We start from the raw sequence: 17,073 nt of genomic DNA, 5'->3' as shown, positions 1-17,073 counted from the left end.
TGTAGGAACACGATTTGCCGGCGATGGCGATCTCACAGACGCCATCGCGGACAAGCCTTGCTCCTACGGATTTTCGGCGCTCCCACCTTAGTCGATATACGCCACACCTGTAGGAGCAAGGCTTGCCCGCGATGAACGATAACGCGGTCTACCTGACCAACCACAAATTCGTAGCAGCTGCCGAGCCCGCGAGGCTGCGTTCGGCCGCGAAGCGGTCGTAAGATCAGGCCGCGCGTTCTATCAGGTAAATCGCGTATGCAGGGTTTGCGAGGACTGCGTCCTCGAACGCAGCCTCGCAGGCTCGGCAGCTGCTACGGGGAGCCGCGTTCTTATCCGTTACTCCGGTGGGTCGAGGTGATCCAGTGCTCGATTCACGGCCAGCTCGGCCAGCGAGATCATCTGCTGAATCGCCAGCGCGGTATTGCGTTTGGGGCCTTCGAGTTCGAACGCCAGATCGCTGGCCATGACATTCACCGACGCGAGCGTCTCGCAGGCATGGGCCAGCAGGGTTTCGCTGTCGATGTCGGGGGCAATGACGAAAATGCAGCCGGGGCGTCGGTCGGCTAGCAATGTCTTGGTTTCGGGTAGCACCAGGTAGTGATCGAGCGCACGGTGCGCGGCGGCGTGGAGTTCTTTCGAATTGAGAGAGGCGTAGGGGGAAACGGGGTCTGTTTCGGGAGGATTTGGAGTTGGTTTGAACATGCTGATGCTCCTAGAGTCATGGAGCTGCCACGATTCGCTGCGAAGCAAAGGGAGGTGGCAGCTGTACGCGGGTTCGCAGACCGGGACTCTAGAACCGGCAGACCCGAAGGTCTCCCACGCACAACCGCCATAACATGAACTGACAGGCATAGAGGACACCTGCTCACGAACGGGGACGTTGTGCGTCTAGAGATTACCCGGGCTGCGAAACCCGGTCGCTGAATGGGCAGCGACACGGAAACAATAGGGACCCGGCCCAAGACGCACAAGCCGGCGGATTCTGGCGTAGGTGTAGGCAGCGACGCAAGGCAACGTAGCCTCGGACCGAGGATTTGGGAAAGGATTAAACAGAAGCACCTGCCCCGCTAAGATTTCCTGACACCGCGCGCGCAACTGGTGATTGACTGAAATCTTGGCAGGGCCTAGGGTGTTTACGTCGTTTACAATGTATACACCTTCACAGGAGAGCCGCGATGGCCTCGCCCGTTTTGTCCTTTCGAGTCGAAGAGATTCTTGCCCAGCAACTGGATCAGCTTGCAGCAGCGACCGATCGCGACCGTCAGTACCACCTCAAGCGCGCACTGGTGCGTTATGTAGAAGCCGAATCCTGGCACCTGCAAGCAATCAGCGAAGGTATTGCCGATGCCGATGCTGGAAAATTGACCGATCTGGACGCCGTGAAGGCTAAGTGGGCAAATCGTGCCGAGAGTCGCACTGACCGAGAAAGCTGAGAGTGATCTGGACGCTATTCATGAACACTATTGCGGGCTGATTGGCACAGCCGCTGCCAACGATGTGGTGACAAGCATCCTCAACACCTTTAGCCAACTTGAACTGTTCCCCGGCTCCGGGCGTCCTTCACCGGTACCGGATATACGTGAGCTTGTGCTGAATCAGCTTCCATTTGTTGCACCTTATCGCCTGGTACTCGGCCAAGTGCAGATCCTGCGAATATTGCATGAACGAACCGAGCGTAATCAGGAGTGGTGACACTCTATGCAATCGGGGCTGGTGCACAAGACAAACAGCCCCTCCCATAAGCGAACATGGGAGGGACCGTCACCCGCCTCAAAACCGCGAAACACGGTGCATCGCATCCGCCAGATAGCGCATTGCAATCCGGTCATTCTCCGATAACGCTCGATACTGCTCGACGAGTTTCACCTCCTCCGAGCTGAGCCGGCGCGATCTTCGCGAGAGGCTCAAGCCTGAGAAAATCCCTAAAAACCCGATGATGCCTTGCGCTTTTTCCATGGACGATGTCCCTCTGCACGTGAACTGAAACTTCAAATACCTCATCGCCCTGCTCCTGTTTCAACCATGCCTGGCACTTGCGTGAGTGCGGCTGAACGTTCACCGGTCTCAAGGGCAAAGACCGGTCATGAGCCTAAGAATAGGGACAAAAAAACGTTTGCGAGCTGTTTTTAGAGTAATTAGTCAAATAAATGAAAACGCTTATTTGAAACGCTATATCGGCTTGAATGACAGCTGAGTATCCTCGGGTTCCAGCTCATGCAACTGCAGGTCCGGCGTTTCGAGTAACACACAGCCCTGGCGCGGCCTGTGGGAGTTTTCCATAAAGCGCACACTCATCATTTTCGAGCTATTTCGAACGCTTTATCTTATTGGGCATCTGTTTAAAATCCGATGCGTTTGGTCGAAGGCTTGTCCGAACCTCACATTTTGATCCGAATCGCAGCCAGGAATGCCGCGGGATCGTCCACAACAGGTTGTCCTATGCACCGCAGGAATTTGCTCAAAGCCTCCATGGCCATCGCTGCCTACACCGGCCTTTCGGCCACTGGATTGTTGGCCGCGCGGGCCTGGGCCGGGACGGCTGATGGCGAGGCCCAGGCCTTCGACTTCGAGACCTTGCAGGCACAAGCCAAGCAACTGGCCAGCAGTGGCTATGTCGACACCAAGCAGGTGTTGCCAGCGACGCTGGCAAACATGACGCCGCAGCAGTTCAACGCGATTCAGTACGACGCCAAACATTCGCTGTGGAATGACCTGAACGGGCAACTCGACGTGCAGTTCTTCCACGTCGGCATGGGTTTCAAACAACCGGTGCGCATGTACAGCGTCGACCCCAAGACCCGTCAGGCGCGGGAAGTGCATTTCCACCCGTCGCTGTTCAATTACCAGAACAGCGGCGTCGATACCGCGCAGCTCAAGGGTGACCTGGGGTTTGCCGGGTTCAAGCTGTTCAAGGCCCCGGAGCTGGATAAACATGACGTGGTGTCGTTCCTCGGCGCCAGCTACTTCCGTGCTGTGGATAACACCGGCCAGTACGGTTTGTCGGCCCGTGGCCTGGCGATCGATACCTACGCCAAAAAGCGTGAAGAGTTTCCGGACTTCACCAAGTTCTGGTTTGAAACCCCGGACAAGGACAGCACCCGTTTCGTGGTCTATGCCCTGCTCGACTCACCGAGTGCCACTGGTGCCTACCGCTTTGACATCGACTGCCAGGCCAATCAGGTGGTGATGGCCGTCGACGCACACGTCAACGCGCGCACCGCCATCGAGCAACTCGGCATCGCGCCGATGACCAGCATGTTCAGTTGCGGCACTCACGAACGGCGCATGTGCGACACCCTTCATCCGCAGATCCACGACTCGGATCGACTGGCCATGTGGCGTGGCAATGGCGAGTGGATCTGCCGTCCGCTGAATAACCCGGCGACCCTGCAGTTCAACGCCTTCGCCGACACAGACCCGAAAGGTTTTGGTCTGGTGCAGACCGACCATGAGTTTGCCAGCTATCAGGACACCGTCGATTGGTACAGCAAGCGCCCGAGCCTGTGGGTCGAGCCGACCACCGCGTGGGGCGAAGGCTCCGTCGACCTGCTGGAAATCCCGACCACCGGCGAAACCCTGGACAACATCGTGGCCTTCTGGACCCCGAAAAAACCGGTGGCTGCAGGCGACTCGCTGAACTACGGCTACAAGCTCTACTGGAGCGCCCTGCCGCCGGTGGGCACGCCGCTGGCGCGGGTCAACGCCACGCGTTCGGGCATGGGTGGTTTCGTCGAAGGCTGGGCCCCCGGCGAGCACTATCCGAAAGTCTGGGCGCGGCGTTTTGCGGTCGACTTTACCGGTGGAGGACTGGATCGTTTGCCTGAAGGCACCGGCATCGAACCGGTGGTCACGGCGTCGAGCGGTCAGGTCAAGGATTTCAACGTGCTGGCGCTGGATGACATCAAAGGCTACCGAATCACCTTCGACTGGGTCCCGACTGATGACAGTGTGGCGCCAGTGGAGCTGCGCTTGTTCATCCGTACCCATGACCGGACGTTGAGCGAAACCTGGCTGTATCAGTATTTCCCGCCAGCGCCGGACAAGCGCAAGTACCCGGATTGGCCTGCCACTTGAGATAAGTAACGTCCGAGCCGGCCCCATCGCGAGCAAGCTCGCTCCCACACTTGACCGGTATGAACACAGATTTTGTGTACACCGAAACCTAATGTGGGAGCGAGCTTGCTCGCGATGACGGCGGTACAACCACCAAAAATCCGTCAGACAAACAAAGCCCCGACCAAACGGTGAGGGCTTTTTTTTTCAGCGTCACTCAGTCCCGCAAATCCGACTCATGGATCGGCTGATCGCGGCTCGTCGCCCGTTGATACTGCGCCGGCCAGATGGCCTTGCGTCCGCCCAAGTCATCGTCGGCGTGCAACGGCCAATACGGGTCGCGCAACAGTTCGCGAGCCAACAGGATGATGTCGGCCTGACAGGTGCGCAGAATGTGTTCAGCCTGCGCTGGTTCGGTAATCAAGCCGACGGTGCCGGTGGCAATCCCCGACTCCTTACGCACACGCTCGGCAAACCGCGTCTGATAACCCGGCCCGGTCGGGATCTCCGCATTCGCCGCCGTGCCGCCGGACGATACGTCGATCAGATCGACCCCCAACGCTTTCAAGCGCCGCGCCAGTTCCACGGTTTCATCCGGGTTCCAGCCATCTTCGACCCAATCGGTGGCCGATACGCGAACGAACAAGGGCAACTCTTCAGGCCAGACCGCGCGTACCGCCTCGGTCACTTCCAGCACCAGACGAATGCGGTTTTCGAAAGACCCGCCGTACTGATCACGGCGCTGATTGCTCAACGGCGACAGAAACTGATGCAACAGATAGCCGTGCGCCGCGTGCACTTCAACTACTTTGAAGCCTGCGGTCAGTGCACGCTTGGCCGACTCGACGAACGCCTGAATCACCTCGGCGATCTGCGCCTCGGTCAATGGTGTGGGTGGTGTGTGTTGAGGGTCAAAGGCTATCGACGAAGGACCGACCGGAGTCCAGCCGCCATCCTCCGGTTTGACACTGCCATGTTTGCCCAGCCACGGCCGGTGAGTGCTGGCCTTGCGTCCGGCGTGGGCCAGCTGAATACCGGCAACCGCACCTTGAGCGGTGATAAAGCGGGTGATGCGTTGCAGTGGTTCGATCTGTTCATCGTTCCACAGGCCCAGGTCCTGAGCGGTGATCCGCCCCTCGGCGGTGACTGCCGTGGCTTCGGTAAATACCAGGCCGGCCCCGCCCACGGCACGGCTACCGAGGTGGACCAGGTGCCAGTCATTGGCCAGTCCATCGACGCTGGAGTATTGGCACATCGGCGACACCGCGATGCGGTTGAGCAGGGTCAATTGACGAAGGGTATACGGTTCAAGCAGCAGACTCATGGGGCACCTCTCAAATCAGTGGGCAGGCTCCAGGGTTCTGTTTGAATAGTCGACGAGTGACAGGAAAGGATGCGGCACCCGCCCCCGCGGGTAAAAAATGGACAAAACGTCACAAGGCCAATCAAGCAGTGATTAGAGCCTAGTCGACATCGGCGGATGAGGGAGGGTTCAAGGAAGTTTCGGCTGATGATCGTTCCCATGCGTCGCAAAGGAATGCCTCAATGGACGCTCTGCGTTCGCCTTTGTGACGCGGAGCGTCACGGGATGCGTTCCCACGCAGAGCGTGGGAACGATCTGTGTTGCGCCTAACGCGGTTCGATATGGGCAATCATCAGCTGGACGGTTTCCTGGCCACGAAATTCGTTGACGTCGAGTTTGTAGGCCAGCTCGACCCAGCGAATGGTCGGATTCGGCCAGACGTCGCGGTCGATGCCAAACGCAATGCCGTCGAGTTTCACCGAACCGCATTCGCTTTTCAGCACCACCTTGAGGTGGCGTTCACCGACCACGCGCTGCTCGACCAACTGGAACACCCCGTGAAACAGCGGTTCCGGAAAGTGTTGGCCCCAGGGACCGGCATGGCGCAGGGCGCGGGCCAGTTCCAGGTGAAACTCTTCGACCGCCAGGGTGCCGTCCGACAGCAACCGTCCGGTCAGGTCCTCTTCGCGCATTTGCCGACGAACTTCAGTATCGAAGGCCTCGGCGAACAACGGAAAATTCGCTTCCGGTAACGTCAGGCCCGCGGCCATGGCGTGGCCACCGTACTTGCTGATCAGATTTGGATGCTGCGCCGCCACCACACTCAAGGCGTCACGAATATGAAAGCCCTGCACGGAACGTCCCGAGCCCTTGAGCATGCCGTCACCGGCGTCGGCAAAGGCGATGGTCGGACGGAAATAGCGCTCTTTCATACGCGAAGCAAGGATCCCGATGACACCCTGGTGCCATTCAGGGTCGAACAGACACAAGCCAAACGGCATCGACTCCAGCGGCAAGTCCTTGAGCTGGGCCAACGCTTCGCGCTGCATGCCCTGCTCGATGGATTTGCGGTCCTGATTCATGCCGTCGAGTTGCGCGGCCATTTCACGGGCCAGCGCCACGTCTTCGGTCAGCAGGCATTCGATGCCCAGGCTCATGTCGTCCAGACGCCCTGCCGCGTTCAGGCGTGGGCCGAGGATGAACCCCAGATCGGTCGAGGTGATGCGCGAGTGGTCACGCTTGGCCACTTCGAGAATCGCCTTGATGCCCGGCCGAGCCCGGCCGGCGCGAATCCGCTCCAGGCCCTGATGCACCAGAATCCGGTTGTTGGCATCCAGCGGCACCACGTCGGCAACACTGCCCAGCGCCACCAGATCCAGCAACTCGCCGATGTTCGGCTGCGGCCTGCTCTCGTACCAGCCCAGGCTACGCAGGCGTGCACGCAACGCCATCAGCACATAGAAAATCACCCCGACACCGGCCAGCGCCTTGCTCGGGAACTCACAACCTGGCTGGTTCGGATTGACGATGGCATCGGCCAACGGCAGCTCGTCGCCGGGCAAGTGGTGATCGGTGACCAGCACCTTGAGCCCGGCCTGTTTCGCCGCCGCCACGCCCTCGACGCTGGAAATGCCGTTGTCCACGGTGATCAGCAGCTGTGGCTCGCGCTGCAAGGCCACCTCGACGATTTCCGGGGTCAGGCCATAGCCATACTCAAAGCGGTTCGGCACTAGATAATCGACGTGAGCCGCGCCGAGCAGACGCAGCCCCAACAGGCCAACAGTACTGGCAGTCGCGCCATCGGCATCGAAGTCGCCAACGATCAGAATCCGCTGACGCTGCTCCAGCGCCACCACCAGCAAGTCCACCGCAGCCTCGATGCCCTTGAGCTGTTGATACGGGATCAAGCGCGCCAGGCTCTTGTCCAGCTCAGCCTCCGACTGCACACCCCGCGCCGCGTATAAACGGGTCAGCAGGGGTGGAATATCACCGAGGAATGGCAGGGTGTCGGGCAATAGGCGAGGTTCGATGCGCATGAGGTGACAGGTGCTTCTCTTGAATACGTAGGATAAAACCGGGTGATGCGATCCTGCGGCGAAAAATCAGCCGCGCTCGCCCGCCAACCATTGCAGCTGGACTTCGTGTTGACCACGGTCGTCGGTGACGAAGATCGTCCCTTCGCTGATCATCACGTCCCACTTGATAACGCGGGGCATGTCCTTGGCCAGGGTTTCCAGGACTTCCTGAGGAACCGCGGCGATGTTGACGTTTTTCAGGTTTTTTACTGCGGGCACCACTTTGCCTTCCCAGACGCGCAAGCTGCCGTAAGCCAACAGGCTGGTGCGCTCGGTACGACGCGAACACCAGGTCAGGCGATCGGCGTCTGGCTGGCCGACTTCGATCCAGTGCAGGACGCGGTCATCCAGGCTCTTTTCCCACAGGGCTGGCTCGTCCACTTCTGACAGACCACGGCCAAAGGACAGCTGCTCGTTGTACCAGAGGGCGTAGGCCAACAGCCGCACGGTCATGCGTTCTTCGGTTTCCGAAGGGTGGCGGGCGATGGTCTGCTTGACGCTCTCGTACACACTGCGGTCGAGGTCGGTAAGGTTCAGTTCAAACTTGTAGGTCGTGGACGGCTGGGCCATGAACGGGCTTCTTGATACGAGGAAAGGCGGCAAGTCTAACCGATGCCGGGGTCAATCAACGAATCATGACGGCCATCAAGCGTGGGCGATGAGCTCCGGCCTATGATAAAACGATCTACTCGCTCAGCCTTTGTCCTACAGGATTGACCATGCCGCTCACCGCCAAACCCCTTGCCGGCCTGAAAATCATTGAACTCGGTACTTTGATCGCCGGGCCTTTCGCCTCGCGTATTTGTGCCGAGTTCGGCGCCGAAGTGATCAAGATCGAATCTCCGGATGGCGGTGACCCGTTGCGCAAGTGGCGCAAACTCTACGAGGGCACTTCGCTGTGGTGGTTCGTCCAGGCGCGCAACAAGAAGTCCCTGACGCTGAACCTCAAGCACCCCGACGGCCTGGCAATCCTCAAGCAGTTGCTCGGCGAAGCCGACATCCTGATCGAAAATTTCCGTCCCGGTGTGTTGGAAAAACTCGGCCTGGGCTGGGACGTGCTGCATGCACTGAACCCGAAACTGGTGATGGTTCGTCTGTCGGGCTTCGGGCAGACCGGGCCGATGAAGGATCAACCGGGCTTCGGCGCGGTGGGCGAATCCATGGGCGGTTTGCGTTACATCACCGGCTTCGAGGATCGACCGCCGGTGCGTACCGGGATTTCCATCGGTGACTCGATTGCAGCGCTCTGGGGCGTGATCGGCGCGCTGATGGCCTTGCGTCACCGTGAGGTCAACGGTGGTCAGGGGCAAGTGGTGGACGTGGCCTTGTACGAAGCGATCTTCGCCATGATGGAAAGCATGGTCCCGGAGTTCGATGTGTTCGGGTTTATCCGCGAGCGCACCGGCAACATCATGCCCGGCATCACGCCCTCCTCCATTCACACCAGCGCCGACGGCAAACACGTGCAGATCGGCGCCAACGGCGATGCGATCTTCAAGCGCTTCATGCAGACCATCGGCCGCGACGACCTGGCCAACGATCCAGCGCTTGCCAGCAACGATGGTCGCGATAGCCGTCGCGATGAGCTGTATGGGGTCATTGATCGCTGGGTCAGTTCGTTGCCGCTGGATGCGGTGATCGAGCAGTTGAACCTGGCCGAAGTGCCAGCCAGCCGGATCTTCAGCGCCGAAGACATGTTCAGCGACCCGCAATTTCTTGCCCGGGAAATGTTCCTGCAAGCCAAGCTGCCCGATGGAAAAGACTTCAAGATGCCGGGCATCGTGCCGAAACTCTCGGAAACACCGGGCGCTTGCGAATGGGTTGGCGCGCAGCTCGGTGAACATAATGTGCAGGTGTTGAGCGAGCTTGGCTATGACGTGGAACAGATCGCGCAACTGCGTGCAGATGGGGCTATCTAAACTGCAAGGGTTGTCAGCCATTCGCAGATGCCTTCGTGTGCTGGGTTTCGGCACAACGCTGTCATGCCTGCTGGCAATCCCCACGGCCGCTCAAGCCAAGGACACGTTGATCTGGTTGCTGCGCGATCTGCCGCCGCTGACGATTGTCGACGGGCCGCAAAAAAACCAGGGCGTGATCGACCGGTATTTACCGCTATTGATCGCCAGCATGCCCGAGTACCAACACACAACCTTTCAGGTCAACCGCGCACGCGGCATGCAAATGCTCCTGGAACCCAGCTTCACCTGCGACCCTTCGTTGCTCTGGAGCGCGGAACGGGCGAAACGGATCGTCTATTCCATCGCGGCCTATCGAGTCCCTGGCAACGGCATTGTGATACGCCATCAGGACCGCAAAGCACTCGCGCCTTTCATCATCGACAACAGCGTCGATCTGGAGCAGTTGCTGGCGCATCAGGACAAGAAACTGGGCGTGGTCGCCGAACGCAGTTACGGCCAGGTCGTTGACCGCCTGCTGCAACAGGCACCGAGCAACAGTCTGTCAGCCCATTACGGTAACGATGCCCTTGGCAGTCTGCTGCAAATGCAGCGCCTGGGGCGTTTGACCGCCCTGTTGGGGTACTGGTCGGAAATTCGTTATCAGGCCCGCCAGCAAGGCATATCGCTCGACGATCTGGAGTTCTACGCGATTCGCGGCACGGACAAGTACCAGTCGATTCACATTGCGTGCTCGGACACCGAGCAGGGCCGTCAGGCCATCACTCACATCAACAAAATATTGCGCGGACCGGGGCAGACCAGGCTGGTCGAGCTTTACGCCCAATGGCTCGACCCGAAAATGCGCAGCGAGTATCTGGAAGACGCCAAGCGGTTTTTCCAGAATGAGACACCCTGACCAAACGCCAGGCAAAAGAAACCCCGAGAAGTGGGGAGACGACTCGGGGTTAAACGTGGCCTACAAAGACCCGCCCAACAAGCGACAAGCACCGGAGCACAATGCCTGCTCTTGTTGATACAGGGTCTGACTAACCTGATTGCGCGAAGGTTCCCGAAAAAAACAAATCAGCTTCTGCCATCCACACGCTTGTCTTGCGCAACATTGCGCAGTGCCGCAATCACGCTGGGTTCCAGCCGTCCCTCGGCAATCAGCACATCGCGATGCAAACCGTCGACAACGTCTGTCAGCAGTCGTTTGTCCGTGAACTGCGTCTGATTGAACTCCCGTTCGACCACGATGGCGCCAGTGGCGCTCTTCAATGTCACCAGGCATTCGCCGTGGGCACCTGACGGGGTCAGCGTTACCTGATACGGGCTCAATGCCTCACCCAGCAATAGGCTGATACTTTCCATCTCGATCACCACTCAATAGTCCGAAAACAAAGTGCCAAGGGCGTGATAAATGACCACTGGCCCGAGAAGAAAGTTCTGAACTCGACTGACGGTATGTCGCTTTACCCTGAGTCTTCAGAGCATGCATGGGAAAGATGACAAGAAAAAAACAGCAGGTTAAACGGCTGCTGGAGGAGCGGAACCACGACAAGTGCGCCATGCAGAAACGAAGAAGCCCGTCAGGAGACGGGCTTCAACATGCGACAGGAAACCCTGTCAGAGTGGCTTGCCGCGGTTGCCATGCTGGCTGACAAAAGCCTGCACGGCTTTCAGGTCGTTTGGCAAAACGGTGCAGCGCTCATCTCGCTCGAACAGATCAGAAAGATGGGCAGGCAGTTCAAGCGCTTTTCCTACGCCGGCTTTTTCGACAGCGTCAGGGAATTTGACCGGATGGGCCGTTCCCAGAATCACCATCGGAATATCCAGGCTACGACGGCACTCACGCGCAGCCTTGACGCCGATGGCAGTGTGCGGATCGAGCAACTCACCGGTTTGTTCGAAGACTTCAGCAATCGTCTCGCAGGTTTGCGCGTCATCCACGGCCAGCGAGTCGAAGAGTTTGCGCGCTTCGGTCCAGCGCTCTTGCTCGACGCTGAAACCGCCACCTTGCTTGAAGGTGTCCATCAGGCCGGCGATCGCGGCACCGTTGCGACCGTGCAGGTCGAACAGCAGGCGTTCGAAGTTCGACGAGACCATGATGTCCATCGATGGCGACAACGTGGCGTGCAGGGTTTCCTTGACGTACTGATTGCCGCTCATGAAGCGGTGCAGGATGTCGTTGCGGTTGGTGGCGACGATCAACTGATTGATCGGCAAACCCATGTTGCGTGCCAGGTAGCCGGCGAAGATGTCACCGAAGTTGCCGGTTGGCACCGAGAACGACACCGAGCGCGCCGGGCCGCCCAACTGCAGGGCTGCATGGAAGTAGTAGACGATCTGGGCCATGATCCGCGCCCAGTTGATCGAGTTCACCGCCACCAGGCGCGTGCCTTTGAGGAAGCTCTGGTCAGCGAAGCTCGCCTTGACCATTTCCTGGCAGTCATCGAAGTTGCCTTCGATGGCGATGTTGTGGATGTTCTCGCCGAAGATGGTGGTCATCTGGCGACGCTGCACTTCGGACACGCGGTTGTGCGGGTGCAGGATGAAGATGTCGACGTTTTCGCAGTGCTTGCAGCCTTCGATGGCGGCCGAGCCGGTATCGCCCGAGGTGGCGCCGACGATGACCACGCGCTCACCGCGTTTTTCCAGCACATAGTCGAGCAGACGACCGAGCAATTGCAGGGCGAAGTCCTTGAATGCCAGGGTCGGGCCGTGGAACAGCTCCAGCACCCATTCGTTGCCGTTCAACTGACGCAACGGCGCCACGGCGTTGTGGGAGAACACGCCGTAGGTTTCTTCAAGGATCTTTTTGAAATCAGCGTCAGGAATGCTGCCGGTGACAAACGGGCGCATCACCCGGAAAGCCAGCTCGTGATATGGCAGGCCGGCCCAGGAAGCGATTTCTTCCTGGGTGAAACGTGGCAGGTTTTCCGGGACGTACAGACCGCCGTCAGTGGCCAGACCGGCCAGCAGGACGTCTTCGAAATTCAGGGCCGGTGCCTGGCCGCGGGTACTGATATAACGCATGACTGGCTCCAATAGACAGTGTTCGCAAACCCGGGCCCGCAAGCGAGCCCGGTGAACGATAACGGCTTAGTTCAGATGCTCAACGCGGATCCGTACAACCGGACCGACCACGCCAGCCAACGCTTCGAGGGCGGCGATCGCGTCGTTCATGTGCTGTTCCAGCACACGGTGAGTCAGCAGGATCATTGGCACCAGACCGTCATGCTCTTCGACTTCTTTCTGCATGATCGATTCGATGTTGATACCGCGCTCCGACAGGATGCTCGCGACCTGAGCCAGCACGCCCGGATGGTCCTTGGCCTGGATGCGCAGGTAGTAGGCGCTTTCGCAGGCTTCGATCGGCAGGATCGGGTGAGCCGACAGCGAATCCGGCTGGAAGGCCAGGTGCGGTACGCGGTTTTCCGGGTCAGAGGTCATGGCGCGAACCACATCCACCAGGTCCGCGATCACCGACGAAGCCGTAGGCTCCATGCCGGCACCCGCGCCGTAGAACAGCGTCGAACCGGCAGCGTCACCGTTGACCATCACCGCGTTCATCACGCCGTTGACGTTGGCGATCAGGCGATCGGCCGGGATCAGCGTCGGATGCACACGCAGTTCGATGCCAGCGGCAGTGCTACGCGCCACGCCCAAGTGCTTGATGCGATAGCCCAGCGCTTCAGCGTAGTTCACGTCAGCGGTGGTCAGCTTGGTGATGCCTTCGGTGTAGGCCTTGTCGAACTGCAGCGGGATGCCGAAAGCGATCGATGCCAGGATCGTCAGCTTGTGTGCCGCGTCGATGCCTTCGACGTCGAAGGTTGGATCGGCCTCGGCGTAACCCAGGGCTTGCGCCTCGGCGAGTACGTCTTCAAAGGTCCGGCCCTTCTCACGCATTTCGGTGAGGATGAAGTTGCCGGTGCCGTTGATGATCCCGGCGACCCAGTTGATGCGGTTGGCCGACAGGCCTTCACGAATCGCCTTGATCACCGGAATGCCACCGGCTACCGCGGCTTCGAACGCGACGATCACGCCTTTCTCGCGGGCCTTGGCGAAAATTTCATTACCGTGAACGGCAATCAGTGCCTTGTTCGCGGTGACCACATGCTTGCCATTCTCGATGGCTTTGAGTACCAGCTCGCGGGCAACGGTGTAGCCGCCCATCAGCTCTATAACGATGTCGATCTCAGGGTTCGTGGCCACTTCGAAGACATCGTTGGTAATCGCAATACCGGTCGTCTGGAACTGAGGCTTTGGCGTGCGCATGGCAATTTGTGCCACTTCGATTCCACGCCCGGCACGACGAGCAATTTCCTCGGCGTTGCGCTGAAGTACGTTGAAGGTACCGCCACCGACGGTCCCTAACCCACAGATGCCTACTTTGACCGGTTTCACTGTGAACTCCCCATAAAACGGCCGACTCAAGGTCGGCCGTGGAAAACAGCCGCACCACGTGCGGCTCTCTATTAATGGAGCGCCGACTGCTGTCGCCGCTCCATGATCGTCAAAGGCTTACCGTGACGACGCAGGATTATTTCGCACTCAGTGCCAGTTTGGCGACTTGTGGTGCTGGCTGGTAGCCCGGAATCACTTGGCCATCGGCCAAAACGATAGCCGGTGTACCGTTCACGCCGATCGACTGGCCCAGGGCGAACTGCTTGGAAACCGGGTTGGCGCACTTGGCAGCCTTGATTTCCTTGCCGTCGACCATGTTGTCCATCGCCGCTTTTTTGTCAGCCGAGCACCAGACCGCTTGCAGTTGCTCATCACCCGGCGAGCCGAGGCCCTGGCGCGGGAAAGCAACATAACGCACTTCGATGCCCATTTTGTTCAATGCAGGCACTTCGGCGTGCAATTTGTGGCAGTACGGGCAGGTGGTGTCGGTGAATACGGTGATGTGGGTCTTGGTTTCGCCAATCGCCGGGTAAACCACGGTTTCAGCAACCGGAATACCGTTGATCAGCTTGGAGATACCCAGACGCTCGGCCTTCTCGGTCAGGTTGACCGGTTTGCCGTCCTTGAGCTGGAACACGTAGCCCTGAACGATGTACTGGCCGTCGGCGCTCGCGTACAGCACGCGGCTGCCCTTGAGTTTGACTTCGTAGAGACCGGCCAGCGGGCTGGCACTGATTGACTCGATCGGGGTGTCGAGCTTGAGGGTTTCCAGGCTTTTACGAATGGCTTTATCAGCCGCATCATCGGCGATAGCAAAGGTGCTGACCAACGCAATGGCTGCGGCGGCGAAAATCTGGGTCAGACGCATGAGAACTCCTGAAGGCGGGCAAATGAGTCGGCTAGAACGCCGGCAATGAAACACCGGGTCATAACCGCCCATCGTGCAAACCCGCAAAGCCTACCACATAAGGCCCGCGTGGCCGAATGCGCCTGACGCAAGACATCATGGGGAACACAAAACCCTTGTGGGAGCGAGCTTGCTCGCGATAGCTATCTGTCAGCCACATCAATGCTGGATGTGCCGCCACAATCGCGAGCAAGCTCGCTCCCACAAAAAGCCATTATCACATCGACTAGCCGCGTGGATGGTGTTTGGCGTGCAGGTCCTGCAAACGGGCGCGAGCGACGTGGGTGTAGATTTGTGTGGTCGACAGGTCGCTATGGCCGAGCAACATTTGCACCACCCGCAAGTCGGCGCCGTGGTTGAGCAGATGGGTGGCGAAAGCGTGACGCAAGGTATGCGGCGACAGGGACTTGCCGATCCCGGCGACTTTGGCCTGGTGCTTGATTCGATGCCAGAAGGTCTGGCGAGTCATCTGCTCGCCACGCAGGCTCGGAAACAGCACATCGCTGGGCCGCCCGCCCAGTAACTCGCTGCGCGCATCGCGCAGGTAGCGCTCGACCCAGACAATCGCCTCCTCGCCCATCGGCACCAGCCGTTCCTTGCTGCCCTTGCCCATGACGCGCAGCACGCCCTGGCGCAGGTTGATCTGTTCCAGCGTCAGGCTGATCAGTTCGGTAACCCGCAAGCCGCAGGCATACAGCACTTCCAGCATGGCGCGATCGCGCTGGCCGATCGCTTCGCTCAGATCCGGTGCGGCGAGCAAGGCTTCCACGTCCGCTTCCGACAATGACTTGGGCAATGGCCTGCCAAGTTGCGGCATGTCGACGCGCAATGTCGGGTCGACGGCAATCAGTTTTTCACGCAGCAAATAGCGATAGAACCCACGCACACCCGAGAGAAACCGCGCAGTCGAGCGAGGTTTGTAGTTTTGTTCGAGGCGCCAGGCCAGGTGATCGAGGATCAGCTCGCGCCCGGCGTTGACCAGCTCCAGGCCCTTCTCCAGCAACCAGCCGTTGAACAGGGCCAGGTCGCTGCGATAGGCGTCACGGGTGTTATCGGACAGGCCTTTCTCCAACCACAGGGCGTCGAGAAACTGGTCTATCAATGGATGGTCGATGGCAGGCATAAAGGCTCAAGCAAGACAGGCAACAACGGGAAGGTGGCGAACAGTCTTTCATAGCATGGCCGCTCGCGAAACCATGGCACTTTCAGGGAGAGGAATAAATGACAGGCAACAAAAAAGCAGCCCGTAGGCTGCTTTTTTCTGCATCGGAAGCTGGACTTAAGCCAGTTTTTCCTTGATGCGAGCTGCTTTACCCGACAGGTCACGCAGGTAGTACAGCTTGGCTTTACGTACGTCACCGCGACGCTTAACAGCCATGCTGTCGATTTGCGGGCTGTAGGTCTGGAAAGTACGCTCTACGCCAACACCGTTGGAGATTTTACGAACAGTGAAAGCACTGTTCACACCACGGTTACGCTTGGCGATTACTACGCCTTCGAACGCTTGCAGACGCGAACGGTCGCCTTCCTTCACTTTCACCTGAACGACAATGGTGTCGCCCGGGGCAAAGGTAGGGATCTCTTTGGTCATCTGCTCTGCTTCGAGTGCAAGGATGATTTTGTTAGTCATGCTGTGCTCCTAAGGTAAATCGTCGGATCTACCATCGATACGTTGTTAACTATCGTCCCGCTCGCGGATGTATTCCTCGAGCAGCTTCTTCTCTTCTCCAGAAAGCGAGCGGCTTTCCAGAAGATCGGCGCGTCGTTCAAAGGTCCTACCAAGGGACTGCTGTAAACGCCAACGCCGGATATGCGCGTGATTGCCACTCAGCAACACGTCGGGAACACGCTGATCCGCATACACCTCAGGTCGGGTGTAATGCGGGCAATCCAGCAGACCATCCGTAAAGGAATCTTCCTCGGCGGAGTCCGCATGCCCTAAAGCTCCAGGCAGCAGTCGTGTAACCGCATCGATCAGGACCATCGCCGGCAGCTCGCCGCCAGACAGTACATAGTCACCAATCGACCACTCTTCATCGACATGAGCGTCAATAAAACGCTCGTCAATGCCTTCATAGCGGCCGGCAATCAGGATTAATGCTTCCTCATTCGCCAACTCGCGTACCGCCGACTGAGTCAGTTGACGGCCTTGGGGCGACAGATAAATTACCTTCGCCGCCTCCCCGGCTGCTGCCTTGGCCTGAACCAGAGCATCTTCCAGGGGCTTGATCTTCATCACCATGCCCGGACCACCGCCAAATGGGCGATCATCCACAGTGTGATGTCGATCCGTTGTGTAGTCTCGCGGATTCCAACAGGTCAGCTGCAAGAGCCCCTGTTTCACCGCACGACTGGTGATGCCGTAGTCGCTGATGGCGGAAAACATCTCGGGAAACAAACTGATCACTTCGACGCGCAAGTTAGCCACGT

17 protein-coding genes are annotated in these 17,073 nt (G+C 58.9%); 5 read left to right on the top strand and 12 right to left on the bottom strand.

Annotation, left to right across the window (positions count from 1 at the left end):
- Window positions 1–336 precede the first annotated feature (336 nt).
- Window positions 337–702, bottom strand: coding sequence for a DUF6124 family protein (locus tag AC1DIG_RS22560; RefSeq protein ID WP_477769090.1), 366 nt, complete (start codon window positions 700–702; stop codon window positions 337–339).
- Window positions 703–1,175: 473 nt separating this feature from the next.
- Between AC1DIG_RS22560 and AC1DIG_RS22555 the strand changes: the two genes are divergently transcribed.
- Together AC1DIG_RS22555 and AC1DIG_RS22550 are read left to right on the top strand one after the other, a co-directional pair.
- Window positions 1,176–1,433: a CopG family ribbon-helix-helix protein gene (locus tag AC1DIG_RS22555; protein WP_477769089.1), complete on the top strand. Its 258-nt coding sequence runs from the start codon at window positions 1,176–1,178 to the stop codon at window positions 1,431–1,433.
- Window positions 1,402–1,692 (top strand): type II toxin-antitoxin system RelE/ParE family toxin, encoded by a 291-nt coding sequence (locus tag AC1DIG_RS22550; protein WP_477769088.1) that lies wholly within the window; start codon window positions 1,402–1,404, stop codon window positions 1,690–1,692. Before AC1DIG_RS22555 ends, AC1DIG_RS22550 begins: the two co-directional genes overlap by 32 nt.
- Window positions 1,693–1,770: 78 nt before the next feature.
- On the opposite strand, the gene AC1DIG_RS22545 is transcribed toward AC1DIG_RS22550, so the two are convergent.
- Window positions 1,771–1,956, bottom strand: coding sequence for a hypothetical protein (locus AC1DIG_RS22545; RefSeq protein ID WP_477769087.1), 186 nt, complete (start codon window positions 1,954–1,956; stop codon window positions 1,771–1,773).
- Between the two features lie 483 nt (window positions 1,957–2,439).
- Between AC1DIG_RS22545 and AC1DIG_RS22540 the strand changes: the two genes are divergently transcribed.
- On the top strand, window positions 2,440–4,074 hold the full coding sequence (locus AC1DIG_RS22540; RefSeq protein ID WP_477769086.1) for a glucan biosynthesis protein D: 1,635 nt from the start codon (window positions 2,440–2,442) through the stop codon (window positions 4,072–4,074).
- Between the two features lie 196 nt (window positions 4,075–4,270).
- Here AC1DIG_RS22540 and AC1DIG_RS22535 read toward each other — a convergent pair whose 3' ends face one another.
- From AC1DIG_RS22535 to AC1DIG_RS22525, 3 genes are all read right to left on the bottom strand, one after another.
- Window positions 4,271–5,377 (bottom strand): NADH:flavin oxidoreductase/NADH oxidase, encoded by a 1,107-nt coding sequence (locus AC1DIG_RS22535; RefSeq protein WP_477769085.1) that lies wholly within the window; start codon window positions 5,375–5,377, stop codon window positions 4,271–4,273.
- Between the two features lie 305 nt (window positions 5,378–5,682).
- Window positions 5,683–7,392: a single-stranded-DNA-specific exonuclease RecJ gene (gene recJ / locus AC1DIG_RS22530; RefSeq protein ID WP_477769084.1), complete on the bottom strand. Its 1,710-nt coding sequence runs from the start codon at window positions 7,390–7,392 to the stop codon at window positions 5,683–5,685.
- Between the two features lie 66 nt (window positions 7,393–7,458).
- Window positions 7,459–8,001 (bottom strand): YaeQ family protein, encoded by a 543-nt coding sequence (locus tag AC1DIG_RS22525; protein WP_054593842.1) that lies wholly within the window; start codon window positions 7,999–8,001, stop codon window positions 7,459–7,461.
- Between the two features lie 149 nt (window positions 8,002–8,150).
- On the opposite strand from AC1DIG_RS22525, the gene AC1DIG_RS22520 reads away from it, so the two are divergent.
- Together AC1DIG_RS22520 and AC1DIG_RS22515 are read left to right on the top strand one after the other, a co-directional pair.
- Entirely contained in the window at window positions 8,151–9,350 is a 1,200-nt protein-coding gene (locus tag AC1DIG_RS22520) for a CaiB/BaiF CoA transferase family protein (RefSeq protein WP_216744772.1), read from the top strand.
- A complete protein-coding gene (locus AC1DIG_RS22515; protein ID WP_477769083.1) occupies window positions 9,304–10,245 on the top strand; it encodes a TIGR02285 family protein in 942 nt (313 codons plus the stop codon). Before AC1DIG_RS22520 ends, AC1DIG_RS22515 begins: the two co-directional genes overlap by 47 nt.
- Before the next feature lie 167 nt (window positions 10,246–10,412).
- Here AC1DIG_RS22515 and AC1DIG_RS22510 read toward each other — a convergent pair whose 3' ends face one another.
- The 7 genes from AC1DIG_RS22510 to trmD form a co-directional block, all read right to left on the bottom strand.
- On the bottom strand, window positions 10,413–10,700 hold the full coding sequence (locus tag AC1DIG_RS22510; RefSeq protein ID WP_477769082.1) for a DUF3509 domain-containing protein: 288 nt from the start codon (window positions 10,698–10,700) through the stop codon (window positions 10,413–10,415).
- A 255-nt stretch (window positions 10,701–10,955) separates the two neighbouring features.
- Complete coding sequence (thrC, locus tag AC1DIG_RS22505; RefSeq protein ID WP_007897604.1) at window positions 10,956–12,365, bottom strand: threonine synthase; 1,410 nt, start codon at window positions 12,363–12,365, stop codon at window positions 10,956–10,958.
- 66 nt (window positions 12,366–12,431) lie between these two features.
- Window positions 12,432–13,736 (bottom strand): homoserine dehydrogenase, encoded by a 1,305-nt coding sequence (locus tag AC1DIG_RS22500; RefSeq protein WP_092281511.1) that lies wholly within the window; start codon window positions 13,734–13,736, stop codon window positions 12,432–12,434.
- Window positions 13,737–13,872: 136 nt separating this feature from the next.
- Window positions 13,873–14,604 (bottom strand): DsbC family protein, encoded by a 732-nt coding sequence (locus tag AC1DIG_RS22495; protein WP_477769081.1) that lies wholly within the window; start codon window positions 14,602–14,604, stop codon window positions 13,873–13,875.
- A gap of 265 nt (window positions 14,605–14,869) precedes the next feature.
- A complete protein-coding gene (xerD, locus tag AC1DIG_RS22490; RefSeq protein ID WP_477769080.1) occupies window positions 14,870–15,766 on the bottom strand; it encodes a site-specific tyrosine recombinase XerD in 897 nt (298 codons plus the stop codon).
- Window positions 15,767–15,922: 156 nt separating this feature from the next.
- Window positions 15,923–16,273 (bottom strand): 50S ribosomal protein L19, encoded by a 351-nt coding sequence (rplS, locus tag AC1DIG_RS22485; RefSeq protein WP_003175895.1) that lies wholly within the window; start codon window positions 16,271–16,273, stop codon window positions 15,923–15,925.
- 45 nt (window positions 16,274–16,318) lie between these two features.
- Window positions 16,319–17,071, bottom strand: coding sequence for a tRNA (guanosine(37)-N1)-methyltransferase TrmD (gene trmD / locus AC1DIG_RS22480; RefSeq protein ID WP_019692017.1), 753 nt, complete (start codon window positions 17,069–17,071; stop codon window positions 16,319–16,321).
- Window positions 17,072–17,073 lie beyond the last annotated feature (2 nt).

This window comes from Pseudomonas sp. 05N431 (assembly GCF_056397005.1).
The sequence above is the reverse complement of the archived record's forward strand: the minus strand, read 5'-3'. Positions and strand labels throughout refer to the sequence as shown.

Coding starts and splice junctions, on each gene's coding strand:
- AC1DIG_RS22560 (WP_477769090.1), bottom strand. CDS start 702: ATGTTCAAACCAACTCCAAATCCTCCCGAAACAGACCCCGTTTCCCCC.
- AC1DIG_RS22555 (WP_477769089.1), top strand. CDS start 1,176: ATGGCCTCGCCCGTTTTGTCCTTTCGAGTCGAAGAGATTCTTGCCCAG.
- AC1DIG_RS22545 (WP_477769087.1), bottom strand. CDS start 1,956: ATGGAAAAAGCGCAAGGCATCATCGGGTTTTTAGGGATTTTCTCAGGC.
- AC1DIG_RS22540 (WP_477769086.1), top strand. CDS start 2,440: ATGCACCGCAGGAATTTGCTCAAAGCCTCCATGGCCATCGCTGCCTAC.
- AC1DIG_RS22535 (WP_477769085.1), bottom strand. CDS start 5,377: ATGAGTCTGCTGCTTGAACCGTATACCCTTCGTCAATTGACCCTGCTC.
- recJ (WP_477769084.1), bottom strand. CDS start 7,392: ATGCGCATCGAACCTCGCCTATTGCCCGACACCCTGCCATTCCTCGGT.
- AC1DIG_RS22525 (WP_054593842.1), bottom strand. CDS start 8,001: ATGGCCCAGCCGTCCACGACCTACAAGTTTGAACTGAACCTTACCGAC.
- AC1DIG_RS22520 (WP_216744772.1), top strand. CDS start 8,151: ATGCCGCTCACCGCCAAACCCCTTGCCGGCCTGAAAATCATTGAACTC.
- AC1DIG_RS22515 (WP_477769083.1), top strand. CDS start 9,304: ATGACGTGGAACAGATCGCGCAACTGCGTGCAGATGGGGCTATCTAAA.
- AC1DIG_RS22510 (WP_477769082.1), bottom strand. CDS start 10,700: ATGGAAAGTATCAGCCTATTGCTGGGTGAGGCATTGAGCCCGTATCAG.
- thrC (WP_007897604.1), bottom strand. CDS start 12,365: ATGCGTTATATCAGTACCCGCGGCCAGGCACCGGCCCTGAATTTCGAA.
- AC1DIG_RS22495 (WP_477769081.1), bottom strand. CDS start 14,604: ATGCGTCTGACCCAGATTTTCGCCGCCGCAGCCATTGCGTTGGTCAGC.
- xerD (WP_477769080.1), bottom strand. CDS start 15,766: ATGCCTGCCATCGACCATCCATTGATAGACCAGTTTCTCGACGCCCTG.
- rplS (WP_003175895.1), bottom strand. CDS start 16,273: ATGACTAACAAAATCATCCTTGCACTCGAAGCAGAGCAGATGACCAAA.